This window comes from Marinomonas aquiplantarum, assembly GCF_003314975.1.
Classification (GTDB): domain Bacteria; phylum Pseudomonadota; class Gammaproteobacteria; order Pseudomonadales; family Marinomonadaceae; genus Marinomonas; species Marinomonas aquiplantarum.
This window is the reverse complement of sequence record NZ_QNRF01000001.1, coordinates 1-25953: the sequence shown is the minus strand read 5'-3', so window position 1 is coordinate 25953 and position 25953 is coordinate 1. Positions and strand designations below refer to the sequence as shown.

Annotated in this window: 24 protein-coding genes; 23 read left to right on the top strand and 1 reads right to left on the bottom strand. The window is 38.8% G+C overall.

Annotated features, from left to right (window positions below):
* Positions 1–104: 104 nt before the first annotated feature.
* The 23 genes from DFP76_RS00125 to DFP76_RS00010 all read left to right on the top strand — a co-directional run bounded on the left by DFP76_RS00125 (position 105) and on the right by DFP76_RS00010 (position 24573).
* Complete coding sequence (locus tag DFP76_RS00125) at positions 105–1052, top strand: Wzz/FepE/Etk N-terminal domain-containing protein (RefSeq protein ID WP_113872660.1); 948 nt, start codon at positions 105–107, stop codon at positions 1050–1052.
* Between the two features lie 407 nt (positions 1053–1459).
* A complete protein-coding gene (locus DFP76_RS00115) occupies positions 1460–1780 on the top strand; it encodes a MarR family EPS-associated transcriptional regulator (protein WP_113872658.1) in 321 nt (106 codons plus the stop codon).
* A gap of 116 nt (positions 1781–1896) precedes the next feature.
* On the top strand, positions 1897–3159 hold the full coding sequence (tviB, locus tag DFP76_RS00110) for a Vi polysaccharide biosynthesis UDP-N-acetylglucosamine C-6 dehydrogenase TviB (RefSeq protein WP_113872657.1): 1263 nt from the start codon (positions 1897–1899) through the stop codon (positions 3157–3159).
* A 52-nt stretch (positions 3160–3211) separates the two neighbouring features.
* Positions 3212–4159, top strand: a complete 948-nt coding sequence (locus DFP76_RS00105; protein ID WP_113873243.1) for a Gfo/Idh/MocA family protein — start codon at positions 3212–3214, stop codon at positions 4157–4159.
* Between the two features lies 1 nt (position 4160).
* Positions 4161–4739 carry a UDP-2-acetamido-3-amino-2,3-dideoxy-D-glucuronate N-acetyltransferase gene (gene wbpD / locus DFP76_RS00100; protein ID WP_113872656.1) on the top strand — a complete coding sequence of 193 codons (579 nt, stop codon included), beginning with the start codon at positions 4161–4163 and terminating at the stop codon, positions 4737–4739.
* Complete coding sequence (locus DFP76_RS00095) at positions 4739–5818, top strand: DegT/DnrJ/EryC1/StrS family aminotransferase (protein WP_113873242.1); 1080 nt, start codon at positions 4739–4741, stop codon at positions 5816–5818. The genes wbpD and DFP76_RS00095 overlap by 1 nt, the downstream gene beginning before the upstream one ends.
* A 77-nt stretch (positions 5819–5895) precedes the next feature.
* Positions 5896–7350 carry a lipopolysaccharide biosynthesis protein gene (locus tag DFP76_RS00090; protein ID WP_113872655.1) on the top strand — a complete coding sequence of 485 codons (1455 nt, stop codon included), beginning with the start codon at positions 5896–5898 and terminating at the stop codon, positions 7348–7350.
* Positions 7337–7927 carry a hypothetical protein gene (locus tag DFP76_RS00085; protein WP_113872654.1) on the top strand — a complete coding sequence of 197 codons (591 nt, stop codon included), beginning with the start codon at positions 7337–7339 and terminating at the stop codon, positions 7925–7927. Before DFP76_RS00090 ends, DFP76_RS00085 begins: the two co-directional genes overlap by 14 nt.
* Complete coding sequence (locus DFP76_RS00080; RefSeq protein ID WP_113872653.1) at positions 7924–8862, top strand: ketoacyl-ACP synthase III; 939 nt, start codon at positions 7924–7926, stop codon at positions 8860–8862. Before DFP76_RS00085 ends, DFP76_RS00080 begins: the two co-directional genes overlap by 4 nt.
* Entirely contained in the window at positions 8852–9088 is a 237-nt protein-coding gene (locus DFP76_RS00075; protein WP_113872652.1) for an acyl carrier protein, read from the top strand. Before DFP76_RS00080 ends, DFP76_RS00075 begins: the two co-directional genes overlap by 11 nt.
* On the top strand, positions 9081–10160 hold the full coding sequence (locus tag DFP76_RS00070; protein WP_113872651.1) for a hypothetical protein: 1080 nt from the start codon (positions 9081–9083) through the stop codon (positions 10158–10160). The genes DFP76_RS00075 and DFP76_RS00070 overlap by 8 nt, the downstream gene beginning before the upstream one ends.
* Positions 10161–10253: 93 nt before the next feature.
* The gene (locus tag DFP76_RS00065; RefSeq protein ID WP_113872650.1) at positions 10254–11603 is read left to right on the top strand and encodes a polysaccharide deacetylase family protein; all 1350 of its coding nucleotides are present in this window, start codon (positions 10254–10256) and stop codon (positions 11601–11603) included.
* The gene (locus DFP76_RS00060; RefSeq protein WP_113872649.1) at positions 11603–12844 is read left to right on the top strand and encodes a hypothetical protein; all 1242 of its coding nucleotides are present in this window, start codon (positions 11603–11605) and stop codon (positions 12842–12844) included. Before DFP76_RS00065 ends, DFP76_RS00060 begins: the two co-directional genes overlap by 1 nt.
* A gap of 578 nt (positions 12845–13422) precedes the next feature.
* Positions 13423–14559 (top strand): glycosyltransferase family 4 protein, encoded by a 1137-nt coding sequence (locus DFP76_RS00055; RefSeq protein WP_113872648.1) that lies wholly within the window; start codon positions 13423–13425, stop codon positions 14557–14559.
* On the top strand, positions 14552–15811 hold the full coding sequence (locus tag DFP76_RS00050) for a hypothetical protein (RefSeq protein ID WP_113872647.1): 1260 nt from the start codon (positions 14552–14554) through the stop codon (positions 15809–15811). Before DFP76_RS00055 ends, DFP76_RS00050 begins: the two co-directional genes overlap by 8 nt.
* Positions 15812–15813: 2 nt before the next feature.
* Positions 15814–16677 (top strand): AAC(3) family N-acetyltransferase, encoded by an 864-nt coding sequence (locus DFP76_RS00045; RefSeq protein ID WP_113872646.1) that lies wholly within the window; start codon positions 15814–15816, stop codon positions 16675–16677.
* Positions 16678–16699: 22 nt separating this feature from the next.
* Positions 16700–17788 carry a non-hydrolyzing UDP-N-acetylglucosamine 2-epimerase gene (wecB, locus tag DFP76_RS00040; protein ID WP_113872645.1) on the top strand — a complete coding sequence of 363 codons (1089 nt, stop codon included), beginning with the start codon at positions 16700–16702 and terminating at the stop codon, positions 17786–17788.
* Positions 17789–17823: 35 nt separating this feature from the next.
* Positions 17824–18462: a PIG-L deacetylase family protein gene (locus DFP76_RS00035; protein ID WP_113872644.1), complete on the top strand. Its 639-nt coding sequence runs from the start codon at positions 17824–17826 to the stop codon at positions 18460–18462.
* Positions 18447–19319: a UDP-3-O-(3-hydroxymyristoyl)glucosamine N-acyltransferase gene (locus DFP76_RS00030; protein ID WP_113872643.1), complete on the top strand. Its 873-nt coding sequence runs from the start codon at positions 18447–18449 to the stop codon at positions 19317–19319. The genes DFP76_RS00035 and DFP76_RS00030 overlap by 16 nt, the downstream gene beginning before the upstream one ends.
* Positions 19316–20542 carry a glycosyltransferase family 4 protein gene (locus DFP76_RS00025; RefSeq protein ID WP_220150964.1) on the top strand — a complete coding sequence of 409 codons (1227 nt, stop codon included), beginning with the start codon at positions 19316–19318 and terminating at the stop codon, positions 20540–20542. The genes DFP76_RS00030 and DFP76_RS00025 overlap by 4 nt, the downstream gene beginning before the upstream one ends.
* 70 nt (positions 20543–20612) lie before the next feature.
* Complete coding sequence (locus DFP76_RS00020; RefSeq protein WP_113872642.1) at positions 20613–21557, top strand: UDP-glucose 4-epimerase family protein; 945 nt, start codon at positions 20613–20615, stop codon at positions 21555–21557.
* 16 nt (positions 21558–21573) lie between these two features.
* Complete coding sequence (locus tag DFP76_RS00015) at positions 21574–22125, top strand: sugar transferase (RefSeq protein WP_113872641.1); 552 nt, start codon at positions 21574–21576, stop codon at positions 22123–22125.
* Between the two features lie 432 nt (positions 22126–22557).
* A complete protein-coding gene (locus DFP76_RS00010) occupies positions 22558–24573 on the top strand; it encodes a polysaccharide biosynthesis protein (RefSeq protein ID WP_113872640.1) in 2016 nt (671 codons plus the stop codon).
* A gap of 220 nt (positions 24574–24793) precedes the next feature.
* On the opposite strand, the gene DFP76_RS00005 is transcribed toward DFP76_RS00010, so the two are convergent.
* On the bottom strand, positions 24794–25801 hold the full coding sequence (locus tag DFP76_RS00005; protein WP_113872639.1) for a phospholipase effector Tle1 domain-containing protein: 1008 nt from the start codon (positions 25799–25801) through the stop codon (positions 24794–24796).
* Positions 25802–25953: the final 152 nt, after the last annotated feature.

The window sequence follows — 25953 nt, the reverse complement described above, 5'->3', positions numbered from 1 at the left end:
AATGAGTCCTAAGTCATAGCAAGTTTCGTTAGTATTTTGTTTAACGCCGTTAATTTGCTGGCTGTTCATTCGCTGGCTGGTAAGGTTAAAACGTAGAGAAAAAAATGAATAATCAAAATTTACCACCTCAGTATTATCAACCGAGTGATGATGAGATCGATCTAAAAGAATTGTTTGTCGCCCTCTGGCAAGGGAAGTGGATCATTATTTTGTTGACCATGGTATTTGCAGCGGGTGGTGTTTTATATGCTTTGTCGCAACCGAACACTTACAAGGCTGAGGCGGTATTAGCATCGGCAAGCGACAGTGGGTCCAGTGGTTTGTCCGCTATGGCATCGCAATTTGGCGGTTTGGCTTCGTTAGCCGGCATCAGTCTTGGTGGCGGAGGCACGGACAATAAAGCCATGGCACTGGCCGTATTGCAGTCACGTCAGTTTATTAATGCCTTTATTCATAAATACGATCTTCTTGTGCCATTGATGGCGGGTAAGGAATGGAACGCTGGATCAGGCGAATTGCAACTTGACGAAGAGGTTTATGACTCGAGTTCAGAGGCATGGATAAGAGAAGCGCCACCCGGTAAATCTCAAACACCAACGGATTGGGAGGCCTATAAAGCCTTTAAAGAAATTTTGTCAGTTGCTGAATCTAAAGATAATGGCTTGGTGACGTTGTCTATCACCTATTTCTCCCCTGTTTTGGCGAAAGAGTGGGTGGATGACTTGGTAATAGAGCTAAATGCTTGGATGAAAGACAAATCCTTGAAAGAAACCCGTGACAACATTGATTACCTAGAAGAACAGATCGAGCGCACCAAAATTGCCGACATGCAGTCTGTGTTTTATCAGCTCATCGAAGAGCAAACGAAAAACCTCATGTTGGCGGAAGTGCAAACAGAGTTTGCATTTAAAGTGATTGACCCAGCTGTGGTACCGGAAGAAAAAGCGGGACCAAAGCGTGCCTTGATTTGTGTGATCGCAACCTTACTTGGTGGCATGTTGGGCATGGGAATTGTGCTTATACGCTTTGCCTTCACCAAAAAAGATGAATGAATTGTCCCTCCCCCTTTCTTCAAAGGCAGGTGATTGGATGGGGGTTTACCTTATTCCTTCCCCTTATCTCTTCCAAGGGGAAGGCTAGAATGGGGTTGCAAGTTCCTTCCCTTTTCTTCAAGGGGAAGGCTAGGATGGGGTCGATAACTTGTCACTTCCGCTACGAGCTCCAAAAGCATCCATTTTACAAACTCTTTTCAAACACATTCTTTGCAATATTGCTCATTCTCATTTAAGCTTGTTCAGCAAATGAACGGTATAGGATGTTCACTGAAGAAGCTTAGAGGGATAGTACAAGCGATCAAACATTTGCCCTCTTTTCCCTTAAATCAGTTTTTACTGATCTCTTCTTTGTTATTGTCTATATCCGTTTGTTATTAATAGCATCTTACTCATAAGGCGCTTACATGTTAGACGAAGAAAGTCGCTATAAAATTTTAAAAGAGCTTGAACAAGACCCAGACATCAGCCAGCGAGAGCTGGCCAAGCGTTTAGGTATCAGTTTAGGCAAAACCAACTTCTGCTTAAAAGCCTTGGTTGAAAAAGGCTTGATTAAAGCCGAGAACTTTAAAAAAAATACAAATAAAGTGGGTTATTTATACCTATTAACGCCAAAGGGTATTGAGGAAAAAGTATCTCTGACTCAACGGTTTCTGAAAAGAAAAGTAGTAGAATACGAAGCGCTTGAAAAAGAGATAGAGCAGCTTCGTGATGAAGTTAAATTTTAATATATGTTACCTATATTCCATGTGGACTGTATGAGGCGGAGATCTATACTAAATGTAGCTTATGGGTTAAGTACGCAGAATAAGGTCGCAAATTTAGTAAAATAATTGGATAAATAATGAAAAAAATTGCAGTGATTGGTTTGGGGTATGTTGGTTTACCTCTCGCAGTAGAGTTTGGAAAGAAGCAACAAGTAGTTGGTTTTGATATTAATCAAGTGCGTGTCAGCGAGTTGTTGTCTGGAGAAGACTCAACATTGGAAGTGACCCCTGAAGAGTTAAAAGAAGCAAGTTCTCTTAAGTTTTCTTCGGCTATTGAAGATATAAAAGACTGTAATATTTATATCATAACGGTACCTACGCCTATTGATGAAAGTAATGCGCCAGATTTAACACCCCTTCGTAAAGCGTCGGCCATGTTGGCAACAGTGATTAAACCGGGTGATGTTGTTGTTTATGAATCTACAGTTTATCCGGGGGCTACCGAAGAGGTATGCATCCCGATTATAGAGAAAGCTTCAGGTCTAAAGTTTAATACAGACTTTTTCGCAGGCTATAGTCCAGAGCGAATTAACCCTGGTGACAAGGTAAATACTCTTACAAAAATCAAAAAAATCACTTCCGGCTCTACACCTGAAATTGCAAAATTTGTTGACGATTTATATGGCTCGATTATTACGGCTGGCACTCACATAGCGAGTTCTATAAAGGTCGCTGAAGCGGCAAAAGTCATTGAAAATACGCAACGTGATTTGAATATTGCCATTATTAATGAATTTGCCAAAATTTTTAATGTTTTACAGATTGACACACAAGAAGTGCTTGATGCTGCAGGTACAAAATGGAATTTTTTACCTTTTAAGCCAGGTTTAGTGGGCGGTCATTGTATTAGTGTAGATCCTTATTATTTAACTCATAAAGCAAAAGAAGTGGGCTATCAGCCAGAAGTGATTTTGGCGGGGCGCCGAATTAATGATGGTATGGGACAATATACAGCAACTCAACTTGTTAAAGCCGTTTCTAAGCGCAAGATACATGTAGATGAAGCAAAAGTATTGATTCTCGGCTTTACCTTTAAGGGCGATTGTCCTGATGTGCGAAATACGAAAATTGTCGACATGGTAAAAGAGCTTAAGAGCTTTAATATGAATGTTGATGTTTATGATCACTGGGCAAGCGCTGAAGAAGTCAAACATGAATACGATATTGAGCTAATAAGCGAGCTTAAAAATGGTTACTACGATGCTATTGTTCTAGCCGTTGATCATTCAGATTATAAGAGCTGGGGTGAAGAAAAAATTCGAGGTTTTGGCAAAGAAAAGCATGTTCTTTATGATGTGAAATATGTTTTGCCTTGTGGTCAGTCTGACTTACGGTTGTAGCTCATATTTTTAAATTTTAGTGATTTATAATGATTTATTCGGTGAAATGAAAATGAAACGATTTGCTCTTATTGGTGCGGCTGGTTATATCGCACCACGACACCTTAAAGCGATTAAAGAAACAGGTAATGACCTCGTCGTTGCTATGGATGTTAATGACTCTGTCGGTATTATGGATAGCCATTTTCCAGATGCGGAATTTTTTACTGAATTTGAAGCATTTTCTGCTTTTGTTGATGATCTGAAATTAAGCGGTGAAAAATTGGATTACATAGCTGTAGCATCACCTAATTATTTGCATCTACCGCATATGAAGTTTGCTTTGCAAAATGCTATCGATGTTATTTGTGAAAAGCCATTGGTGTTGAATACTGCAGACCTTGATACGTTAAATCGCTATCAAAAAGAATATGGCGCAAAAGTGAATTCTATTCTTCAGTTACGCTTGCACCCATCGATCATCGCATTGCGTGAAAAAGTGCAAGCTGCACCTGCAGATAAGGTGTTTAACGTGGACTTAACCTACTTAACCTCACGCGGTAAGTGGTATTTGAAGTCTTGGAAAGGCTTTGATGAAAAATCAGGGGGGGTTGCAACAAACATTGGCGTGCATTTTTACGATATGTTGCACTTTATTTTTGGTGATATTAAGCATAATGAAGTGCATTACCGAGATGAAAAAACCTCTGCGGGTTATTTAGAGTATGAGCGAGCGCATGTTCGTTGGTTTCTATCGATTGATGCTAATCATTTGCCGGATAATGCCGTTCATGGTGAAAAGTCCACTTATCGAAGTATCGATATTGAAGGTGAGGAGCTTGAGTTTTCTGGCGGTTTCACTGATCTGCATACGCAAAGTTATCAGCGTATTTTAGCGGGCCAAGGTTATGGTGTAGAAGACAACCGCGCGGCTATAGAGACGGTAGATGTGATGCGTAAATCTGCAATAGTCGAAAATCCAGTTAATCCTCACCCATTATTATCAAAGGTTAAGAAATAACATGGCTTTTTATCAGCATGAAAGTGCCATCGTTGACGACGGGGCACAAATAGGCCCTGATTCACGTGTTTGGCACTTCGTTCATGTTTGTGGCGGTGCTCAAATAGGTAAAGGTGTATCGCTAGGGCAAAACGTCTTTGTGGGTAATAAAGTCACGATAGGCGATCACTGCAAAATTCAAAATAACGTCTCTGTCTATGACAATGTCCACCTTGAAGAAGGTGTTTTTTGTGGCCCCAGCATGGTGTTTACCAATGTCTATAATCCTCGTTCTTTGATCGAACGCAAAGATCAATACCTAGACACTCTAATTAAAAAAGGCGCAACACTTGGAGCAAACTGTACGGTTGTATGTGGTGTGACTATTGGTGAATTCGCCTTTGTTGGTGCTGGTGCTGTGATTAATAAAGATGTTCCTGCTTATGCCTTAATGGTGGGCGTCCCAGCAAAACAAATCGGCTGGATGAGTGAATATGGCGAACAGCTTGATTTGCCGTTAGAAGGCAACGGTGAAGTGGTTTGTTCTCATACAGGTGAACGTTATCAGCTAACAGGAAAGTTATTGAGTAAAAAAACATGATGCAATTTATCGACTTAGCAGCACAACAGGCACGCATTAAAGATAAAATAGATGCAAGTATTCAAAAAGTATTGGCTCACGGTCAGTATATACTTGGTCCAGAGGTCGCTGAGTTGGAAGAGAAGCTGGCTGCCTTTACGGGCGCTAAGCATTGTATTAGTGTTGCCAACGGCACAGATGCTCTACAAATAGCTCAAATGGCATTTGGTATTGGTCCTGGTGATGAAGTGATTACGCCTGGGTTCACTTATATTGCAACAGCTGAAACGGTAGCTTTGCTTGGAGCTAAGCCTGTTTATGTAGATATATGCCCTAAAACCTATAATCTTGACCCTAAAAAGTTAGAAGCTGCTATCACTTCAAAAACTAAAGCGATTATTCCTGTATCGCTATATGGCCAATGTGCAGATTTTGATGCCATCAACGCCATTGCTAGTAAATACGGTATACCTGTCATAGAGGACGCAGCACAAAGTTTTGGTGCGACTTACAAGGGTAAGAATTCTTGTAATCTAAGCACGATAGCGTGCACTAGTTTTTTTCCAAGTAAGCCTCTAGGATGTTACGGTGACGGTGGTGCTATTTTTACTAACGATGAGGAATTAGCCAAAGTGTTGCGACAAATAGCTCGCCACGGCCAAGATCGTCGCTATCATCATGTTCGAGTAGGTTTAAACAGTCGCTTAGACACACTTCAGGCTGCGATTTTGTTGCCTAAGCTTGAAATCTTCTCTGAAGAGATCGATCTGCGCCAGCAAGTCGCTTCAAAATACGATCAATTACTAAGCCAAGCAGGCATAGTGACAACGCCGTCTATTGAAGTTTATAACACCAGCGCCTATGCGCAATACACGATACAAGTTGAAAGCCGCGAGCAGGTGCAAGCCAAATTTAAAAAAGCTGATATTCCAACTGCTGTTCATTACCCCATCCCGTTAAATAAACAACCCGCAGTAGCTGATTTGAATGCACTGTTACCAATAGGGGACGCTGTAGCGGAAAAAGTTATGAGTTTGCCAATGCATCCGTATATGACAGATGCAGATTTGCAAAAAGTTGTGAGTACATTAGGCAAGTAAGAATGTATGTCATTCTTACTTGATGAGTTTCTTTATTTAATACTTATGCATAATTTAACACTAGGTAGTAGTTATACTTGAAACAAGTTGATGTTATTAGAAAAAAACAAATACAAAATACTTTTGCTCGTGGTGTAAGTGTTTTAGTTGGTGGTACTGCAAGTGCGCAGCTTTTGTTAGTGCTAGTCTCTCCATTATTGACGCGTCTATATACACCTGATGATTTTGGCGTGTTAGCTGTCTATGCGAGTATTTTGAGTATCACAACAGTATTTGGATGTTTGAGGTATGAGATTGCAATACCACTTCCTAAAACAGATATAGCCGCGATGAATATTATGGCACTCTGCGCCATTATTCTCATTTTTTTAACTGTTATAATGACGGTTACAGCCGTTTTTTGGGGGGAGTGGCTTCTTGATGCATTGAATATTAGTCGCCTCCTACCTTTTGTTTGGCTAATTCCACTTGGTTTCTTTTTGACTGGTTCCTATTCGATTTTAAACAAATGGGCTATTAGAAAAAAGAAGTACAAAGATGTTGCAATGACGAAACTTCATCAGTCATTCTCAATGTTGCTTATCCAGACTGTTTTTTTTAAATTTGGGGCCGCTGTACTGCTATTTGGGCAAGCAGTTGGTCAAGGATTTGGCTTTATTCGACTTGTTAGAATAGTTGATATTGTATACTTAGTAAAAAAAATCCAGCTAAAAAGAATAAAAAAATTAGCGGTACGATATAAAAATTTCCCTTTATTTTCAACGTGGACGGGAATATTTAATGCGGTAGGTGGCCAGCTACCACCACTGATTTTTGCAGCTCTATTTAGTAGTAACGTGGCGGGATTATATGCTTTGGCACATCGAGTTGTGTCTATGCCCGCTTCCATTATCGGTCAAGCAGTCGCCAATGTTTTTTTATCGAGTGCGCCTCAAGCGCGACGAGAAGGTAATTTAGATCAGTTGTTATTCAAAGTGGTATTGACACTTGCTATGCTGGCCTTTCCAGCTGGTATGTTTATGGTTATTAATGCTGAGGTGCTTTTTTCGTTAGTGTTTGGTGATAATTGGCGTGTTGCTGGCGTATACGCGGCAATATTAGTACCAATGCTTTTGATGGGGTTTGTGACGGCACCGGTAACCACTCTGTGTGCGGTGTTAGATAAACAGTTCGCGGGTACGATTTTTCAATTCACAATGATGTCGGTTCGTATTGTCTCGATTGGTCTTGGTGTCTACATATCTGATCCAGTGCTTGCGCTACTCGCATTTTCTGTTTCCAGTTCAGCTTGTTATCTTGCATTTTTATTGTGGTTAACAACCGTTTCTGGTGGTAGTTCTGTGAGAATGGTAGTTATTTTGTGCCAAGCGGCAATGGTATCGGTTTTGGTGTTAGTCTCAGTAGATGGATTTAATTATTTTTATATGATCAGAGGCGGCAGTGCGTTGATCGATGTTTTTATATCAAGCATGGCCATGCTAGTGGCCTATGGGGTGAATTACAAAGTGTGGAAGAGTTATGTCAAAACTTGAAATGCAATATAAAGGTAATAGGAGCTACCTGCATGGTACAGACTTCTTTAGTAAGATAACTACTGGTCTTGCCAATGGGCTTGGTGCAGGCAGTATTAGAAAACTGAGTTTTAAATCTTTTGCAAAAAATCAGTGTGACTTGGCACTAAACGACAGACCCAGCAAAGATCAGCATGTGGTAGGTAATGGCATTTGGCGCAAGTCTAGTGACGAGGAAATCCGATTCTGGATAGTCGAAACGGACGTTCCTGTAGTGTCACGCTACCCTTTTGATGAGGATGGTCTCATAGCACCAAGCTTCATAGAAGATCGTACGATTACCTTGAACATTGATAATGATTATAGTGCCATTGAAAATATTGTCGCGATGACAAAAAAACTTAATTATGCTTTGAGTCCTGATATAAATGGCAAATGGGTATTTGGCCAGATCGACATGCTCAAATCCATGCCTGATTCATTTGATCAAATTATCATTACACGTAAGAGTGAGCGTAAAGGTATGTTTAGCTGCAATCAAATATTGATTGATAAAGAACATGTGGGTGAAATTCGATTTATTGTGGGTGATCCATGATTGGTATTCGTGCAATTGGCAGTTATTTGCCTGAAAATAAAATTAACAATGTTGAGCAAGCGCGGCAGTTTGGTGAAAGTGACGATTTTATTTCAACCAAAATAGGAGCGTTGCAGCTTCCCTGTATGCCTGATGGTATGGAAACCTCTGATATGGCAGTGGCTGCAGTTAAGGTATTGGTTCAAGATCATGATTTAGATCTGGAAACAGTTGATGCCGTCGTCGTAGTGACACAAAATGGGGATGGTTCGGGGCTGCCTCATACAGCTGCGATTGTTCAAGACAAGTTAGATTTAAAAGGTAGAGTTGCAGCTTTTGATCTATCGCTTGGGTGCTCTGGTTATGTGTATGGCCTTTCAGTAGTAAAGGGGTTGATGGAGCAGGCAGGTTTAAAAAACGCTCTACTGATTACAGCAGATCCTTACTCTAAGATAATCGATCGGAAAGATCGCATAACAACATTATTGTTCGGTGATGCTGCTACGGCAACATGGTTGACTGAAGAGAGTGAATGGAAGTTTGGTAAACCTCTGTTGGACACAGACGGCAGTGGTGCTTCTAACCTGCTTGTTAATGATAAAACACTTTCAATGAATGGACGGCAGGTATTCAACTTCGCGTCAAAAAAAGTGCCTAAGCAAATACGTGATTATCTAGAAAGTAACAATCTTCAAATGACAGATATCGATATTTATTGTTTGCATCAAGGCAGTGCATCCATTGTAGATGCAATAGCCAAGCGTTTCCCAGAGGTAAGTGATCGTTTTATCAGCGATATTCGCAATACAGGTAATACTATATCCTCATCAATACCTTTTTTGTTACAAAACGTTTTAAATAAGGATAATGTGCAAAAAGTCCTAATGTCAGGTTTTGGAGTTGGTCTATCTTGGGCAACTAATATGTTATATAGAGAGGAAAGAAATGATAAATAATGAAAAGCTCATTGATATTCTTGTAAAGTCTGGTGTGGATGTAGAAAAAGAAAATATTCATGCAGAGCAATCATTTGAAGATATGGGGTTGGATAGCCTAGATATGTTTAATTTCTTTACGGAAATTGATGAGCAACTAGGTGTTGAAATACCTGATGATGATTTTGAAGGAATGAATAACTTAGACGAAGTTCGATTATATCTTGTGAGTAAATTGGATGGCTGAAACTTATTCGTACAGACCTTATAAGCTTGGCGATGAAAGAGCAATAAACGAGTTATACTTTCAGATAACAGGTAACCGGCGTACGGCTGATCAGTTTGCATGGCAGTGGTTGGAGGCTCCGGAAGGTCGCGGTGATATGTGGCTTATTGAGGCAACTAATGACAAAGGTGAAGTGAAACTTATTGGTCATCATGGCGTTATGCCTATTGCGTTTAGCAATGGTAATGCGGATCTACTTTTTGGTAAGACTGAAAATACAATGGTGTTGCCCGAGTATAGAAATAAAATCCTGTACCCTAGGTTTGAAAAAAAATTCATCAAAGCATATCAAGCTCGTTATGATGCTTTGTTCTCAACTATGGGACCGCCAGCAGCAATACGCCAACGCAAAGCAATGGGGTACGAATTTCCTGTTAAGTGGTACTCAGCTCGACATTCTACAAAAGGCTTTTTTACTGAGCTTATATTTTCAGGAAGTATACTGAAAAATAAGATCTTTAAAGCCTCAGATATTGGTTTAGATGCTAAGAATAAGCTAATAAAAAATGGTTTTTTATCAGAAGATGATGCTATAAAAAAAACATTTTTTGATGATTTTTGGGATCAAGCTAGGTTAAATTTTTCGACGTCTCCTAGACGAAGTAAAGCTGATTTATCATGGAGGTTTTGGAATAACCCTTATAAAGACCATTTTACATATGTTATAAATGAAGGTCGTATTAAAGGGTATTGTATTATCTCATTGAGAAAAACAATGAGGCGAGAGGTTTTTTTGGAGGATTTTTGTGTCCACTCTAATTTGGAAAAAGACGCAAAGGTTTTATTTTATAAATTAATTAATGCACTAAAGGAATCTGGTTTTTATAGTGTGTTGATTCTTTGTGCAGAAGATAGTGCGCTATACCAATACGGTTTCATTAATAATGGATGTATGCTGACAGAAAAATTATATAGGTGTTTTAGGAAAAAACAATCTAAAATCATGCCAAGAAAAATAAATGATGGTATGGAAAGTGCCCTGGATATTCTTGGTTGGGATGTTACAGGAATTGTTTTGGAGGGGCGTGCGTAGGTCAATCACTGATAAGTTAGGTTGTTTTATATAAAATAGTGTGTCGGTATTTAGTAACTAATCGTTCAGCGGTCAAACAAGGATATATTTTACATGCTCCAATTTTCTACATCAGAGCTTAGTTGGCTCTGTACTATCCTCAAAGAGCGTTTTGGCCTCTGCTTTATGCTTGATCAAAGCCTTTCTGGTCTTAAATTGTCGTTAGTCGGCCTCCCAGATAGCTATATTTTATTTCCTAAGCTAGAGGAGGCTTTTCATCAGTCACGCTCAGATTTTCCATGCAGTAAATGGAATGCTACCAAAGCGGGTTGGGTAAGCGTATTAGGTGATCCTTTACCGGCACCTTGCGTCAGCGAGTTGCCTGAGCCATTGATTGAGCAAAAGACTCATCATACAGTGATTCATTACGATATTCTTGGTCTGACCTACTGGATGTTAAATCGAATCGAAGAGATTGGACGTACTGATTTAGACCTACATGGTCGTTTTCCAGCTACTTCTTCCCATGCTTATCAACACGATTACCTAGAGCGCCCCGTAGTGGATGAATGGTTGCATTTATTAGGGCAGGTTATACAGAAAGTTTGGCCAAGCGTGTCGATAAAAAAGCACCAGTTTAGCATTAAGTTGAGTCATGATGTGGACAGGCCAAGTCGTTACGCGTTTAGGACGCTTAAACCTCTACTAAGGGCCATGGCTGGCGATGTGTTGAAATACAGTAACTTCAAAGGTGCAATAATAGCACCTTGGATACGTTTGAAGTCAAGAAACCATCTACATCATAATGACCCCTTCAATACTTTTGATTGGATTATGCAACAGTCCGAAGCCAATAACCTAACTAGCGCTTTCTATTTTATATGTGGTGGTGACCACCTCAATGACGCTGATTACCAGCCAGAAGATTCTCGTATCCGCCAGCTGCTACGGCAAATACACCTGCGAGGCCATGAAATTGGCCTGCATCCTAGTTATGACACATATCAGAATCCAGCGGCAATTCAACAGGAAGCTGACTGCTTGCTCAGGGTCTGTAAAGAAGAAGGCATTGAGCAAGGTGGTTTTGGCGGGCGTATGCATTACCTACGTTGGGAGAATCCAGTCACACTGCAATCTTGGGAAGATGCTGGTATGACCTACGACAGCACACTAAGCTACGCTGACCGTCCAGGATTTCGTTGTGGTACTTGTTATGAATATAGCGCGTTTAATGTTGTTACTCAAAAATCATTGCTTTTACGTATTCGGCCATTAGTGGTAATGGAGTGTAGTATTATGGGAGCTGGTTACATGGGGTTGGGGAGTGGAGAAGCTGCTCTACAAAAAATTTTAGAAATAAAGGACGTTTGCCGACGGGTAGATGGTTGTTTTACATTGTTGTGGCATAATTCGGAGCTTTATAATATAGCTTTAAGAGATATCTATAAAAGAGTTATTTCTTAATGTTTTTTTACATTTTAATGGTGCTGTTTAGAGTTGTACTAGATGTTTCTTATGTCTTACTTGTAAATCCAGCTTTTGAGTATAGTGGTTTTGTGTTGGAATTTTCTATCTTAACTTATTTTTCTTCATGGGCTACATATTTAGTTGTACTTCCTTTTATAAAAAAAAGAGTTCTATCTATCACAGATTATTTTTTGATTACTTTTGCACTTTTTTTAATTGTTCCATTAACAAGCCTCTATGGTTTAACAGGCTGGAGTATAAATCCTGTTGCTGTAACAGTTCTTTCGTTTTTCTTATTTGCTTTCATTTCGAAAAGTTCTTGGATTAAAATACCTTATATACCAAGGTTTCGCTATGGTGATAAGTTATTTTTGATGATTTCAGGGGGGGCGATTATATTTCTTGTTATATGGTATATAGTCTCCGGAGCGACTTTTAATTTGAATATTTATCGTGTATATGAGTATAGAGAGGAAAATTCTGAGCTGGCTTCAGGGGGGGTGCTCGCATATACAAATGTGTGGACATATAAAATATTTTCTATTTTTTTTATATCATATTTTTTATGGAGACGTAATTGGTTTTTTGTGGTTCTTGGGGTAATAGCACAAGTTGTATTTTATGCATATTCAGCACACAAGTCTGTGCTTTTTGGGTTGGTTCTTGTATTTGGTATTTGGTTTTGGTTTAGAAAAAGTAATAAATCCTACATTTTGCCACTTGGTTTAACTGTGTTAGTGATTTCCTGCTTATTATTATATTTAGCTTTTGGGTATGCGATTTTTGGTTCGTTAATTGTTAGAAGAGTTTTTTATGTGCCCGCTTATTTAACATATCAGTATTTCGAGTTTTTTTCGAATAATCCCTTTGTTTACTGGAGTAACTCAGTTTTATCGGGGCTTGTAAGCTATCCATACGATTTGAGTCTGCCTAAACTTATAGGTGAGTATGTAGGGAGCGGAACTTCTGCAAATAATGGTTATATAAGCACTGGATATGCTCATTTTGGGTACTGGGGCGTATTAATTTATACGATTATGTTTGCATACGTTTTACGCATTTTAGATGTCGTTACAAAAAATACTGGGGCACTTTGGCTTGTTCTCGCTATTACGGTTATTCCACTTCGTAGTGCACTAATATCTTCTGATTTTTTTACGACTTTGTTAACACATGGCCTCATTGTAATTATTTTATTGACTTTGTTGATAAGGAGTCCTATTGATCATGAAAGCTAAAATCATAAATTTAACCTCACCGCTTTGATACGCGTATAACTTTAAAAGAGTACGCTTTGATCGCTGCTAATAAGTTTTATTGTATATTTATTGCTAACGATAAGATTAATGTGCAAAAAATATAACCATTTAAGATGCTGGCGTTTCTAAAATTATTTTAGATCGCATTCGTAATGCCTCCAGCCGCCGTGTTGGCGAAAGCGTTTTAATTGAAGTCTATAGTTGGAAACACCAAAAATCAGTATTTACTCGGTTTTGTTAGGTATTGTTTTGTAGAAAATTTGGTTGTGATAGGCGAGTGGTTATTTGTTCTGATAGATAGTTTTAAATAATATAATTCATAGTGATGCTTCAGAGGTCCTTTAAGTGGTTTTTATATGATTTTAGAAGTTAAGTTGTGGAGAAAAAATGTTTGTTAATAGAAAAGGGATTTGATAAAGAATAGTAGAATGAATCTATAGCGATAAAGTCAGTTTTATATTATGCTGGTTTCCAAAGGATAGAAAACTAAGTGCTATTATAGTTAATGTTGAATTTGAATGTAAAATTATAAATATTAGAAGGGGTTGGTGATATAAATGGATATAAAAGTATTGCATATACTAATGACTGATTACCGTATAGATTCTCGAGTTAGGAATGAAACATATTCGTTATCAAATAGTGGATTTGATGTTACTGTTTTATGTATGAATGGGAGAGATTTACCAAAATCTGAAATTAGGGAGGGTGTCAAGATAAAGCGTTTTGGTATTAGCTCAATAAAGATTATTCAGTTTATTAGTTCATATATTGGAATGTTTTTTTATTCTTTACGTGAGAAGAATAGTGTTGTTCATGCTCATGATTTGACGTCTCTCCCTATTGCGTTTTTTATATCTTTATTTACGATGTCAAAACTTGTTTATGATTCGCATGAACTCTGGTCGGAGTCTCATCATAAAAAACATCCTAGAGTTTTAATTTATTTGATGGAAGTGTTTGAACGGTGTTTTGGGGGGCGCTGTGATGCAGTTATAAGTGTTTCTGATGGGATTTCCGAGTATTTACAGAGTTATTTAAAGGTGCCTGATGTAGTAACAATCAGGAATATTCCTTCCTATACGCAAAGAGGTAATTATGATTTATTTCGAAGCTTGTTACCTATTTCTGACGATCGTAAGGTTTTTTTATATCAAGGTTTAATAAGTGAAACTCGTGGTGTGAATGTTCTTTTTGATGCTGCGTTAAAGTTAAGTGAACGTAATGATGTAGCCTTTATATTTATGGGGGATGGGCCTTTTGTATCTAAAATGCAAGATAGGTTAAAGGAGATAAAAAATAAGCAATCGATATTTTATTTACCTCCAGTAAGTCAGGATGAACTACTAAAGTATACTATCAGTGCCGATGTTGGTATACATGCTATACGTAATACTTGTAAGAATCATGACCTCTGCTTGCCCAACAAGATTTTTGAATATATAAGCGCTAGTTTGCCTGTTATTGTTGCTGACTTGGAAGAAATGTCTAAGTTAGTAAATAAATATGAGATTGGGTTGTGTTTTGAGGATAGTAACGTGGATTCGCTAGTTGAATGTGTTAAAGATCTATTAAATAATAGTAATAAGATGAACACTTTAAAGTTTAATGTCCAGGAGTTGAGAAAGACTTTAAATTGGGATAACGAATCAAAAGTGTTACTTGATTTGTATAGTAGGTTACATAGTGTATAAAGTTTCCATTGCTAAATTAAATGTCAATCCAGATCTCTTTACTTCATCATGTTTAGCTGGTTTTGCAAAAAGAGACAGTTCTACAGAAAAATTTGGTTTGTCTGAGTTGGAAGTTGGGGTTCTATGGGTAAAGGATGTAAAGGGTAATAATTTCATTCTTGTTTCCGTGGATACTCTATATTTAGACGGTAGTTATCTTGATTTTATATATCGCTGGCTACTTGAAGAATTTGGGGTCTCATCAAGTGAAGTTGTTTTCAATGCTACTCATACTCACTCAGCTCCTAATTCATCTTCAACTTTCTTTGGTGAACAGGATGCTGGTTTTATTGGTGAAATAACTGATAAGATCAAGGCGTGTGTATCAATTGCCTTTTCTAAATTGGAGGAAGGAAGTGTATTTTTCTATGAAGCTCAGCTGCCCAGTGGGCTAATAGTGAATAGACGTTTACTCTCTAGAGATATTAAGTCTTTTTTTATGAAGAAAAGAATGATTATGTCTCCGAATTATTCTAAAAAATTTGATCATTATGTAAGGGTTGTTAATTTTGTCTCATCTTCTGAAAATAGTATTTTAATAAACCTTTCCTGTCATCCAGTTTTTAATAACAATAATGCAATATCTTCAGATTTCCCTGGGATATTGCGACGTGATTTATCTCATCTGTTTGATAATGTTATTTTTACACAAGGTTTTTCTGGTGATATTAGACCAGATTCGGTCATTTCTCGATATTCTCCCTCAAATTTTTTGGTTTTTATAAAAGCTTTAGTAAACGGTCACTCTTTTATTTCGCCAACACTTCGTTTTTTTGATTATTTTAATAATAGTGTAGTTAAAACTGTTGAGAAGAGAAGAACATTTAATAATATAACCTCATCAGAATTTATCTTTTCCCATATTTTTCAATTTGATCTAAAATCTACCACCCTTAAAACAATTAAGAATATAGAAGTTAAAATAATCAATGTTGGGGGCATTGTTTTCATAAGTATACCTGCTGAAGTTAATTCAAGATACTTTTTTGAGATAAAATCAGCTTTCAAAGAGCTTAATATAGTGCCATTAGGCTACGCAGAAAACATTATAGGTTATCTACCATACCCTACAGAAGTCCAGGAGGGGGGGTATGAGGTTAATTCCTATAAGAATTATGGATGGGACTCTCCTATATCAAGTGATAGTCTAACAGAACTATTTCAGAGTATAGTTTCTGCTATCAAATATGTCACAAATGGTTCTCAGGATTAGTTATGCATGAAAAAGAAAATTTAATAGAGCAATTTCATAAATTAGGAATTGTAGATGGAGACGTGGTTCTCATTCGTGCTGCTTTAAACAAGTTGGGTAGAGTTAAGGGTGGGCCTTCTATTATTCTTGATGCTTTGAAAGAGGCTGTAGGAGAGACTGGGACAGTGGTGACACTTGGTTTTTCAAGAATGTCTTTTCGGCTAAACCTAAGTTACGATCTAGCTTTTAACTCTAAAACACCTGCGAATACTGGAGCTTTAGCAAAAGTTTTCATGAAAGACGATTGCTGTATGAGGAGTGAGCATCCAACTAACTCTTTTCTGGCGATAGGCCCTAAGGCACCATATATATTGGAAGGTCATAATGCATACTCTAAATCCTATTATCCGATGAATAAGTTGTTAGATTTGAATGCTAAAATGATAGTTGTTGGCTGTGTTGGCAGTAGTCCTGGTTTTACGACTGTTCATTTAGCACAAGAAAACTTAGGATTAACTTGTAAAAGTTGGTTTTCTGGTTTTTTCGGTCAATATTATTCAAAAGATGGCGTGTTACTAAAATATATTAAGAGAGACTTTGGTGGCTGTAGTGCTGGATTTAACAAGTTTTACTCTGATTATATAGATAGTGAATCTCTTCAGGTAGGATATATCGGTAATGCATATTCAATAGTAATTAGTTGTTTAGATGCATACAGAATTGAATATAAAAAAATTAAAGAGAATAATTTATATCATCTTTGTGATAGGCCAAATTGCTTTTCATGTAGGGTAAGTTGGAGGAATAACTTAAGAGGTGTTCCCAAGTATATATTTTTTTGGGTTCTCTATTTTTTAAAGCTGAAGCCGTTTCGAAAGCTGAAATAATATTTTAACGTTGGTTGATAAAATGAAAATCGTTACAATACTTGGGGCACGTCCTCAGTTTATAAAAGCTGGCAGTATTAGCAGAGTTATAATATCTAGAATGCAACAAGGCATAGATATAAAAGAAATTATTGTTCATACTGGGCAGCATTATGATCAGAATATGAGTGACATATTTTTTGATGAGATGCATATACCCAAACCAGATTACTTTTTAGGTGTGGGTGGCAAGACTCATGGTCAAATGACAGGCCAAATGATAGAGGCTATCGAATCCATTTTGATTAAAGAGTCTCCTGATTGGGTCCTTGTATATGGTGATACAAACTCGACTCTTTCTGGTGCGATTGCTGCCTCAAAGTTAAATATTAAAATTGTGCATATTGAAGCCGGTTTAAGATCGCACAATATGCAGATGCCTGAAGAGATAAATAGAATATTAACTGATAGGATTAGTACATATCTTTTTTGTCCTACAAAACAGGCCGTGGATAATTTGGCTCTAGAAGGTGTTGAAAAGTGGTCATATAGCCCTTCTGTGGTTTTGTCTGGTGATGTGATGCAAGATGGGGCAAAATTCTATGCTGATCTTTCTCGTTCTCCAGATAATTTAAAATTAGGTAAGTTTATTTTATGTACTATTCATAGAGCTGAAAATACGGATAATATTGATAGGCTGGCTAATATTATCACTGCTCTTAATATAATTTCTGAAAATGTTGAAGTTGTTCTCCCTATTCACCCAAGAACTAAAAAGGTTTTAGAGGCTAATAATTTTGATCTATCGAAATTGACTCTCATTGATCCTGTCGGTTATTTAAATATGGTTTGGTTTGTTATGAACTGTGAACTTGTAATGACTGATAGTGGTGGACTTCAAAAAGAAGCATACTTCTTTAGGAAGAAATGTATTACTTTAAGAAATGAGACTGAGTGGGTTGAATTAGTCGATTATGGTTATAATGTTCTGGTAGGTGCTGATGCTGATAGAATAGTCTCTGAATATAAAAGGGCTAATATAATATCTGATTTCAATGTTGATTTATATGGTGATGGTAAGGCGAGTGAAATGATAATTGATACATTGTTAAATCACTCAACGATAATTTAGCTTTTTAGAATTTAAGTTTTAATAGTGGTGAATATATGGCTTTGAAATATCAAAATGTTTTAGTTTTAGCACCGCATACTGATGATGGTGAACTTGGTGCGGGAGGTTTTATTTCAAAACTAATAAGTCAGGGTGCAAAGGTGACATATGTGGCGTTCTCTACTGCTGAAGAGTCTGTCCCTGACCATTTACCAAAGAATATCCTTAAAACAGAAGTCAAATCAGCAACAGCAAAGCTCGGAATAGATCCTGAGAACTTAATAATATTTAATTATCAAGTTAGACGCCTTAATTATGCACGGCAGGAAATTCTAGAAAATCTTATAAACATCAGAAGTGAAAGTGAATTCGATTTGGTTTTAATGCCATCACTTAAAGATATTCACCAAGATCATACTACAATAGCACAGGAGGGGCTAAGGGCCTTCAAAAATACTTCTATATTAGGATACGAATTGATATGGAATAATCTTTCTTTTGATACAACTTGCTTTGTTAAGCTAGAAGAGAAACATGTTGATGCTAAATACAATGCATTACAGTGTTATGAATCTCAAGCTGAAAGAGACTATATGAGTCGTTCTTTTATTTTTTCTTTAGCTAAAACTCGCGGTGTTCAAATTGGTGCTAAGTACGCGGAAAGTTTTGAGGTGATACGATGGGTTATCAATTAACAAAAAATATACTATTGTCTGAAATTGCTCAAAGAGTAGGTTTGGAGTTTAAGGGGGCTGATTTAGAGGTAAGAGGAGTGTCTTCTTTTACGGATTGTAGTTCTGGCGAATTAAGCTTTACCAATGATCTAAGTGGCTTTAAACCTAATACCATATTGGTTGTTCCAAAGGACTCTTCACTTAAGCAATTAAACAGTACAGGTTATTTATTAAGTGATAACCCACGTTTAGATTTTATACGCATATTATCCTTTTTAAATGATATTTTTGGTTTTTCAACCTATGATTTTACAAGTGATATCCATCCAACCGCAGTAATCGGAAAAAATGTTGTAATAGAAGATGGATGTAAAATTGCTGAGGGCGTTATTATAGAGCATAACACAGTAATTCACTCCGGTACTCAGGTTGGAAAGAACTCACGTATAAGGTCTTCTTCTTCTGTTGGAGGTGACGGTTTTGGTTTTGAAAGGTTGGGTGACGGTGAGCCTTTAAGGTTTCCACACCTTGGTGGAGTCGTGATTGGGGAAAATGTTGAAGTAGGCTCTTTGAACTCGATTGCAAGAGGCACTCTGTCTAATACGGAAATACATAGCGATGTCAAAACAGATAATTTAGTTCATATTGCACATAATTGTATTATTGGTGAAAAAACAATTATTACTGCGTGTGCGCAATTTAGTGGTGGTGTAATAGTTGGTGAGGGGTGTTGGATTGGTCCGAACTGCTCTATTTTACAAAAAATAAAAATAGGTAAGAATTCCTTAATTGGTATTGGTGCTGTTGTGACTAAGGATATACCTAATAATACTGTATTTGCAGGAAATCCCGCTAAAAAAATACGAGATATTAAGTGAAAAAAATTTGGATAGTAAATCAGTATGCTTCTACTCCTGAGACTGGTATGGGTGGAAGAAATTTCTATTTAGCTAGAGAGTTAGCCAAGCAAGGTCACAAGGTTTATTTGATAGCTTCTTCTTCAAATCATTTATTATATAGCCAGCCTAGTTTAAGTGGTGATGTTACTTTTGAGGAGGTGGCTGGGTTTACTTTTGTTTGGGTGAAAATGCCGGATTACGAAGGGGCTCATAGCAAACAACGTGTATTAAATTGGTTTTTATTTCCTTGGCGGATTCAGAAGTTAGCTAAATTAATTGAGGATAAACCTGATGCTATTTTGTGTTCTTCACCTTCGCCTGTTGCGTTTTTAGGCGCCCAGCGTCTGGCAAAAGTTTTTTCTGCAAGGCTGGTTTTTGAAGTCCGAGATATCTGGCCTTTAACCTTAACAGAAGTTGGAGGTTACTCTCCAAAGCATCCTTTTATTCGGCTAATGCAATGGGTTGAAAATAAAGCCTATCGTGATGCAGACCATGTGGTATCTAATCTTAAAAACTCTATAGAGCATATGATGAGACATGGTTTAAATCGAGATGAATTCACTTGGATTTCTAATGGATTTTCTATAGATGAGGTTAGTAACCCTCTCCTTTTAGACGGAAATATTTTAGAAAAACTACCCAAAAATAGCTTTGTTGTTGGATATACTGGAACCTTTGGTCTAGCTAATGATTTGCATACACTTATTGATGCTGCAGAGCTCTTAAAAGAGGTTGAGGATATTAATTTTGTATTTGTTGGTGGTGGGAAAGATAAGCAGCATCTAGTTGATTATGTAGAACGAAAAAAGCTTAATAATATATTGATTTTAGACTTCGTTAAAAAGCAGCAAGTGCAAAGCATGTTAGAAAAATTTGATGTTTTGGCTATAGGTGCAAAAAAAGAACCAATGTATAGATTTGGAGTTTCTCCTAATAAGCTTTTTGATTATCTATATGCAGCAAAGCCGATTGTGTATTACATAGAGTCAGGTGATTATAACCCTATAAAAAACGCTGAAGTTGGATTTGAAATAGAATCCGGTAATCCGAAAGCTTTGGCAGACGCAATATTGAAAATCTATCAATTACCGATAAAGCAACGCCAAAAAATGGGAGAAAATGGTCGGAAAGTAGCTTTAGAAGAGTATGAGTATGGAATGCTTGCTAAAAAATTAGCTGCTGTATTGTTAGAGTCTAACTAACTAAATATATAGTTAAGCTTTAATATGGTTATATTTTCGCAATCTTCCAGAAGCTATCAGAGAGTACGTGATGAAAATTATATTAACTGGGGCTAGTGGCTTCATTGGCTCGCACTTATTTTTACAGCTTGAGAGCCTTCTAAGTTTCGAAGTGCTTGGGTTATGTCGGAGTCAACTAGCAGATGAGAGCAACTCTAAACTTCTTGCATTAGGAGATCTGGATCAGGCGGATGTTTCTGCTTTATTGTCAGGAGCGAATGTGTTTATTCATGCTGCAGCCCGCGTGCATATCATGAGAGAGTTATCTACTGACCCGTTATCTGATTTTCGTGCTGTCAATACGAAGGTGACTTTACATTTAGCTCGACAAGCAGCAAAGGAAGGTGTTAAACGCTTTATTTTTTTGAGCTCTATTAAAGTAAATGGTGAGTCTACTTCACGGGGTGCCCCGCTTACAGCTTTTAATCAGCGGTCACCAGAAGACCCTGCTGGTAAGTCTAAGTCTGAGGCTGAAGAGCAGCTTCTAGCGCTTGGCAAAGAAACAGGCATGGAGATTGTGATTATTCGACCACCGCTTGTTTATGGTGAAGGTGTAAAAGCCAATTTTGCCTCTTTAATGAAACTTGTTGGTAAAGGTTTTCCCTTGCCGTTTCGTGCGATTAATCAGAATAAACGTAGCTTGGTTTCTGTTTATAACTTGGTGGATTTGATTAAAGTTTGTATTGATCATCCCAAAGCGGCAAACCAAGTGTTTTTAGTGTCAGATGACGATGATATGTCGACGTCTCGTATGGTCGCCTTGATGGCCAAAGCGCAAGGTAAAGCAAATTTGTCGCTTCCTGTCCCTGTGTGGTGTTTTAAGTTGGCAGGAAAGTTGTTCAGGAAAGAAGCTGTGGTGGATCGTTTGGTTGGATCTTTACAACTGGATATTGAGCATACGAAAAATACGCTAGACTGGGCTCCACCTTATTCTGTTGAGCATGGTTTTGCCTTGGCTGCGACGAAAAAAAATTAAAAACTGGATGAAGTGAATGATTAGGTTATTGGATTTAGTGTTTTCTCTATTGGGCTTGGTATGTGGCTCTCCGGTGTTGTTGGTTATTTACCTTGTTGGTTTATCTGATACGGGGTCACCACTTTTTCGTCAGGAACGTGTAGGGCGAAATCAAAAGCCGTTTATTCTAGTGAAATTTCGTACTATGTCTCTGGATACGGCATCGGTGGCCAGCCATTTGGCATCTACGGCTTCCATTACTAAGCTAGGTGGCTTTTTACGTCGTACTAAGCTGGATGAATTGCCGCAGCTTTGGAATGTATTAAAAGGCGAGATGAGCTTGGTTGGCCCGCGCCCTGGGTTGTTTAATCAAACAGAGTTGACGCAAGCGCGTGATGCTAAAGGTGTGTTTGCCGTGCGACCTGGTATTACAGGATTGGCACAGATTTCAGATATTGATATGTCGACGCCTGAGTTGTTGGCGGAAACAGATGCGAAGATGATTCGCGATATGTCTTTGAAAAATTATTTGGTCTATATCATTAAGACGGTAACGGGTAGTGGGTCTGGTGATCGGGTTAAGGGCTAGTTTTTGCGCATTTATTGCGAAATTAGCGTAGAATGCTTTTAGTTAAAGTCATGACCCCTCCCTAGCCCTCCCCTTGAAAGAGATAAGGGGAGGAGATAAAAACAGTCGTTTTCTCCTTGGGTGTATTAGGGAGGGATAGAGCAAGAGCGGAATCCAGCCTCCATCTTTGTAGGGGGAATAAGAGCGGAACCCCTCCCTAGCCCTCCCCTTGAAAGACATAAGGGGAGGGGATAAAAACAGTTCATCTGCCCCTTGGAAGACATAAGGGGAGGGGATAAAAACAGTTCGTCTGCCCCTTGAAAGACATGAGGGGGGGGATAAAAATGATTCGTCTGCCTCTTGGAAGACATGAAGGGAGGGAATAAAAACAGTTCATCTTCTCCTAAAACGTGAGGGGATTCGATTTGAGTTTATGCATACAGGGTGTATTGAATGGTAAAAAAATTGGATTTTCTTTGGTCTTTGCCGCGTTTTTATAAACGCCTTATCAGTTTGGCTGTCGATTCTGTTTTTGTTTACCTTGCGTTTGTTTTTGCTTACTGGGCTCGTCTAGGTGAATTCAGTGCCTTTCAGGGGCATTCCGTTTGGTTGGTTTTAGCAGGCACCATAGCCGTTACCTTGTTTGTGAATGTGAAGCTTGGCTTATATCGAGCCATCCTGCGTTATCTAACCTTTCATGCTTTTAGTGCGATTTTGCTGGGTGCGGCGGTGTCTGCATTTAGTATTACATCTCTTGCGTATTTTTTTGAAGCTGATATTCCACGTACCGTGCCTATTATTTATTTTCCATTTTTGGTGATGTTGTGTGGCGGTTCTCGTGTTTTGATTCGTGGTCTCTTGACGCAACCGCCGCAAAAAGGCTCTGAATTTGTGTTGGTGTTTGGGGCCGGTTCTACTGGTCGGCAGCTAACTTTGGCCTTGCGTCAGGCATCGAGTTATCGAGTGAAGGGGTTCATCGATCGAGATCATTCTTTAGCCAATACCATTATTCAAGGTATTCCTGTTTATAATGTCGATAAGATTGAGGCATTAATTGAGAAATACTCGATTGAGAAAGTGTTGCTAGCGATTCCTAAAGCGACCCGAGCTGAACGTAAGCAAGTGATTGAGTTGCTTATGCCTTACCCTGTGGAAGTGCTTACTGTGCCAGACTTTAATGACATAGTGACAGGTAAGGCGAAAGTGAGTGAATTGCAGGACGTGGCTGTCGATGATTTGCTCGGCCGTGATGTGGTTGAGCCTGTGGCTTCGTTAATGCAGGCTAACATCTCCGGTAAAGTAGTGATGGTGACGGGGGCGGGTGGGTCTATTGGTTCTGAATTGTGCCGTCAGATTTTAGTACAACAGCCTCGTCGGTTAATTCTATTTGATGTCTCTGAATATGCAGTTTATCAAATTGATAAAGAGCTTAATGAAATCCTAGAACAGCAGTCTTATAACGTCGACATTGTGCCTTTGATTGGCTCGGTTCAACGAATTAATCGATTAGCATCAACCATGAAAGCCTTCGGTGTGCATACGGTTTATCATGCCGCCGCATACAAGCATGTGCCTTTGGTGGAATACAATGTTGTAGAAGGAGTTCGTAATAATGCTTTTGGAACTTATTATGCTGCTAAAGCTGCGATTGAAAGTGGTGTAGAATCGTTTGTCTTAATCTCTACGGATAAAGCAGTACGGCCAACGAATGTCATGGGGGCAACAAAGCGTATGGCTGAGCTGGGGCTACAAGCATTAGCAGAGGCTGAAGCGAAAAAGGCCGAGAAACAAGAAAAATTTACGCGTTTCTGTATGGTGCGTTTTGGTAATGTGCTTGGCTCTTCTGGCTCGGTTATTCCTGTCTTTAAAAAACAGATTTCGGATAATCAGCCTATCACTGTTACTCACCCCGATATTATTCGATATTTTATGACCATTCCTGAAGCAGCTCAGCTGGTGATCCAGGCTGGTGCCATGGGCAAAGGGGGGGACGTGTTTGTGTTGGATATGGGAGAGCCTGTTAAAATAGTCGATCTCGCCAAGAACCTTATTCGTTTGTCTGGTCTGGAAGTTAAATCAGATGAAAATCCGCATGGCGACATTGAAATTCAGTTTACTGGTTTGCGCCCTGGTGAAAAACTGTTTGAAGAATTGCTTATCGGTGACAATGTGCATGCGACAGAGCATAAGCGCATTATGGCCGCCAATGAGCAGTTTTTATCACTGACGGATTTTGAAGCCACCATAGCGCAATTGGATAAAGCGTGTCATAACTTTGATCATGAAAAAGTGCGTGAAATCTTGATCAACGCTCCAACTGACTTTAAACCAACGGATGGTATTGGCGATTTAGTGTGGAATGCTAGAAGAGCATTAGATCAGCAAGCTGAAGGTTCTAAGGTTGTCCTATTGAAAGAGCGGAACCCCTCCCTAACCCTCCCCTTCAAAGACATAAGGGGAGGGGACTAAGACTGCACATATACAAGCCAACTTCCCCTTTGAAGAGACGATTTAGTATGGAATGCTAGAAAAGTATTAGATTAGCAAGCTGAAGGTTCAAAGATTGTCCCATTGAAAGATCGGAACCCCTCCCTAACCCTCCCCTTCAAAGACATAAGGGGAGGGGACTAAGGCTGCATATATAAAAACCGGCTTCCTCTTTAAAGACATATAATGCAGCAGGAATTGATCACCAAATTGTGGCGGATATCGGGCACTGTGCGAGAGGGAAGTAGCCAAGGTTACTGCGAATGTGTTGTGTGACGCTCTGGTGCCATTTGGGTGACAATTTTGGGTTAGGTTGGTCGTGTTGTAAAACACAACAATGTCTTGGTGCGAGGGTTAGGTTGCGCCATATGCTTAAGCGCTCTTGGTAATGTATTTTGCTTAAATGGTTGGGTTTGACTGTTAGTAAAGATTGCCAAATGTCTGCTTGAATCGGCATTAGACGTGGGGCTTGGTAACAAGGTTGCTGGGTTTGTTGTTCGACCCAGTTGATTAAAATACGTAAAGCCAGATCGCCTATGCCATCTTTTCGATAGCCACCACCAATGTCTGAATGTACTCCTGCTAACCAAATTTCTAATACACGACCATCTTGGTTCATCAAGGTTGGCCGAAAGGCGATACGTTGCTCATCCAACGCGACTAGGTGTAATGCTTGTTGAACGCCACTAGGTAAGGTGTTGCCCTGTTCAAATACCACTTCGGTCCTTGGGCGTTGTGTCATGTTCAGGTTTGGCCAACCGATGGAGGCCACGGTATCGATGACTGCTTCGATGATTATTGGTCGATCAATGAGCGGGCTGATCAATGCCGCAAAACGCCTTGCTAACGCGGCCCCTCGACTAAAGCCTATTAACACTATCTGTTGAGTGGATTGCTGATAGTGTTGTTTAAAGTCATTTAAGGCTCGGTTTAAAATGTGAGCAATGTGACCAGATTCAATAGCGAAGACGGCGTTCAATTTTTGTTCTATCCAATGTCCATAAGTGCCGATACCAGGGTAGTAAAAGCTTCGATGGCATGAATGTATCAGTGTGGTGTCTCGTTTGTGTGTTGTGTGGTGCTTTATGTGGCCGCCTAGCAGTAAGTGAGACTTTAATACGTTGGTGATGCTGCTTATGCTTTGTTCTGATGAGTAGGCGTCTTTTGGGCTATTGTCCGTGCCATCGAAATGAAAAAATAATATCGACATACTTCTCTCCTTGTCGTTTAGAAGCCTTCATCCTGAAGGCTTGAAGTCACATGGCATTGTAATCCCCCCAAAAAATGATTGGGGTTTTAAGTAGAGAGTTTTATGATCAATGCATCAGGAGCGATCTATGAAGAAGTCACGTTTTACCGAAA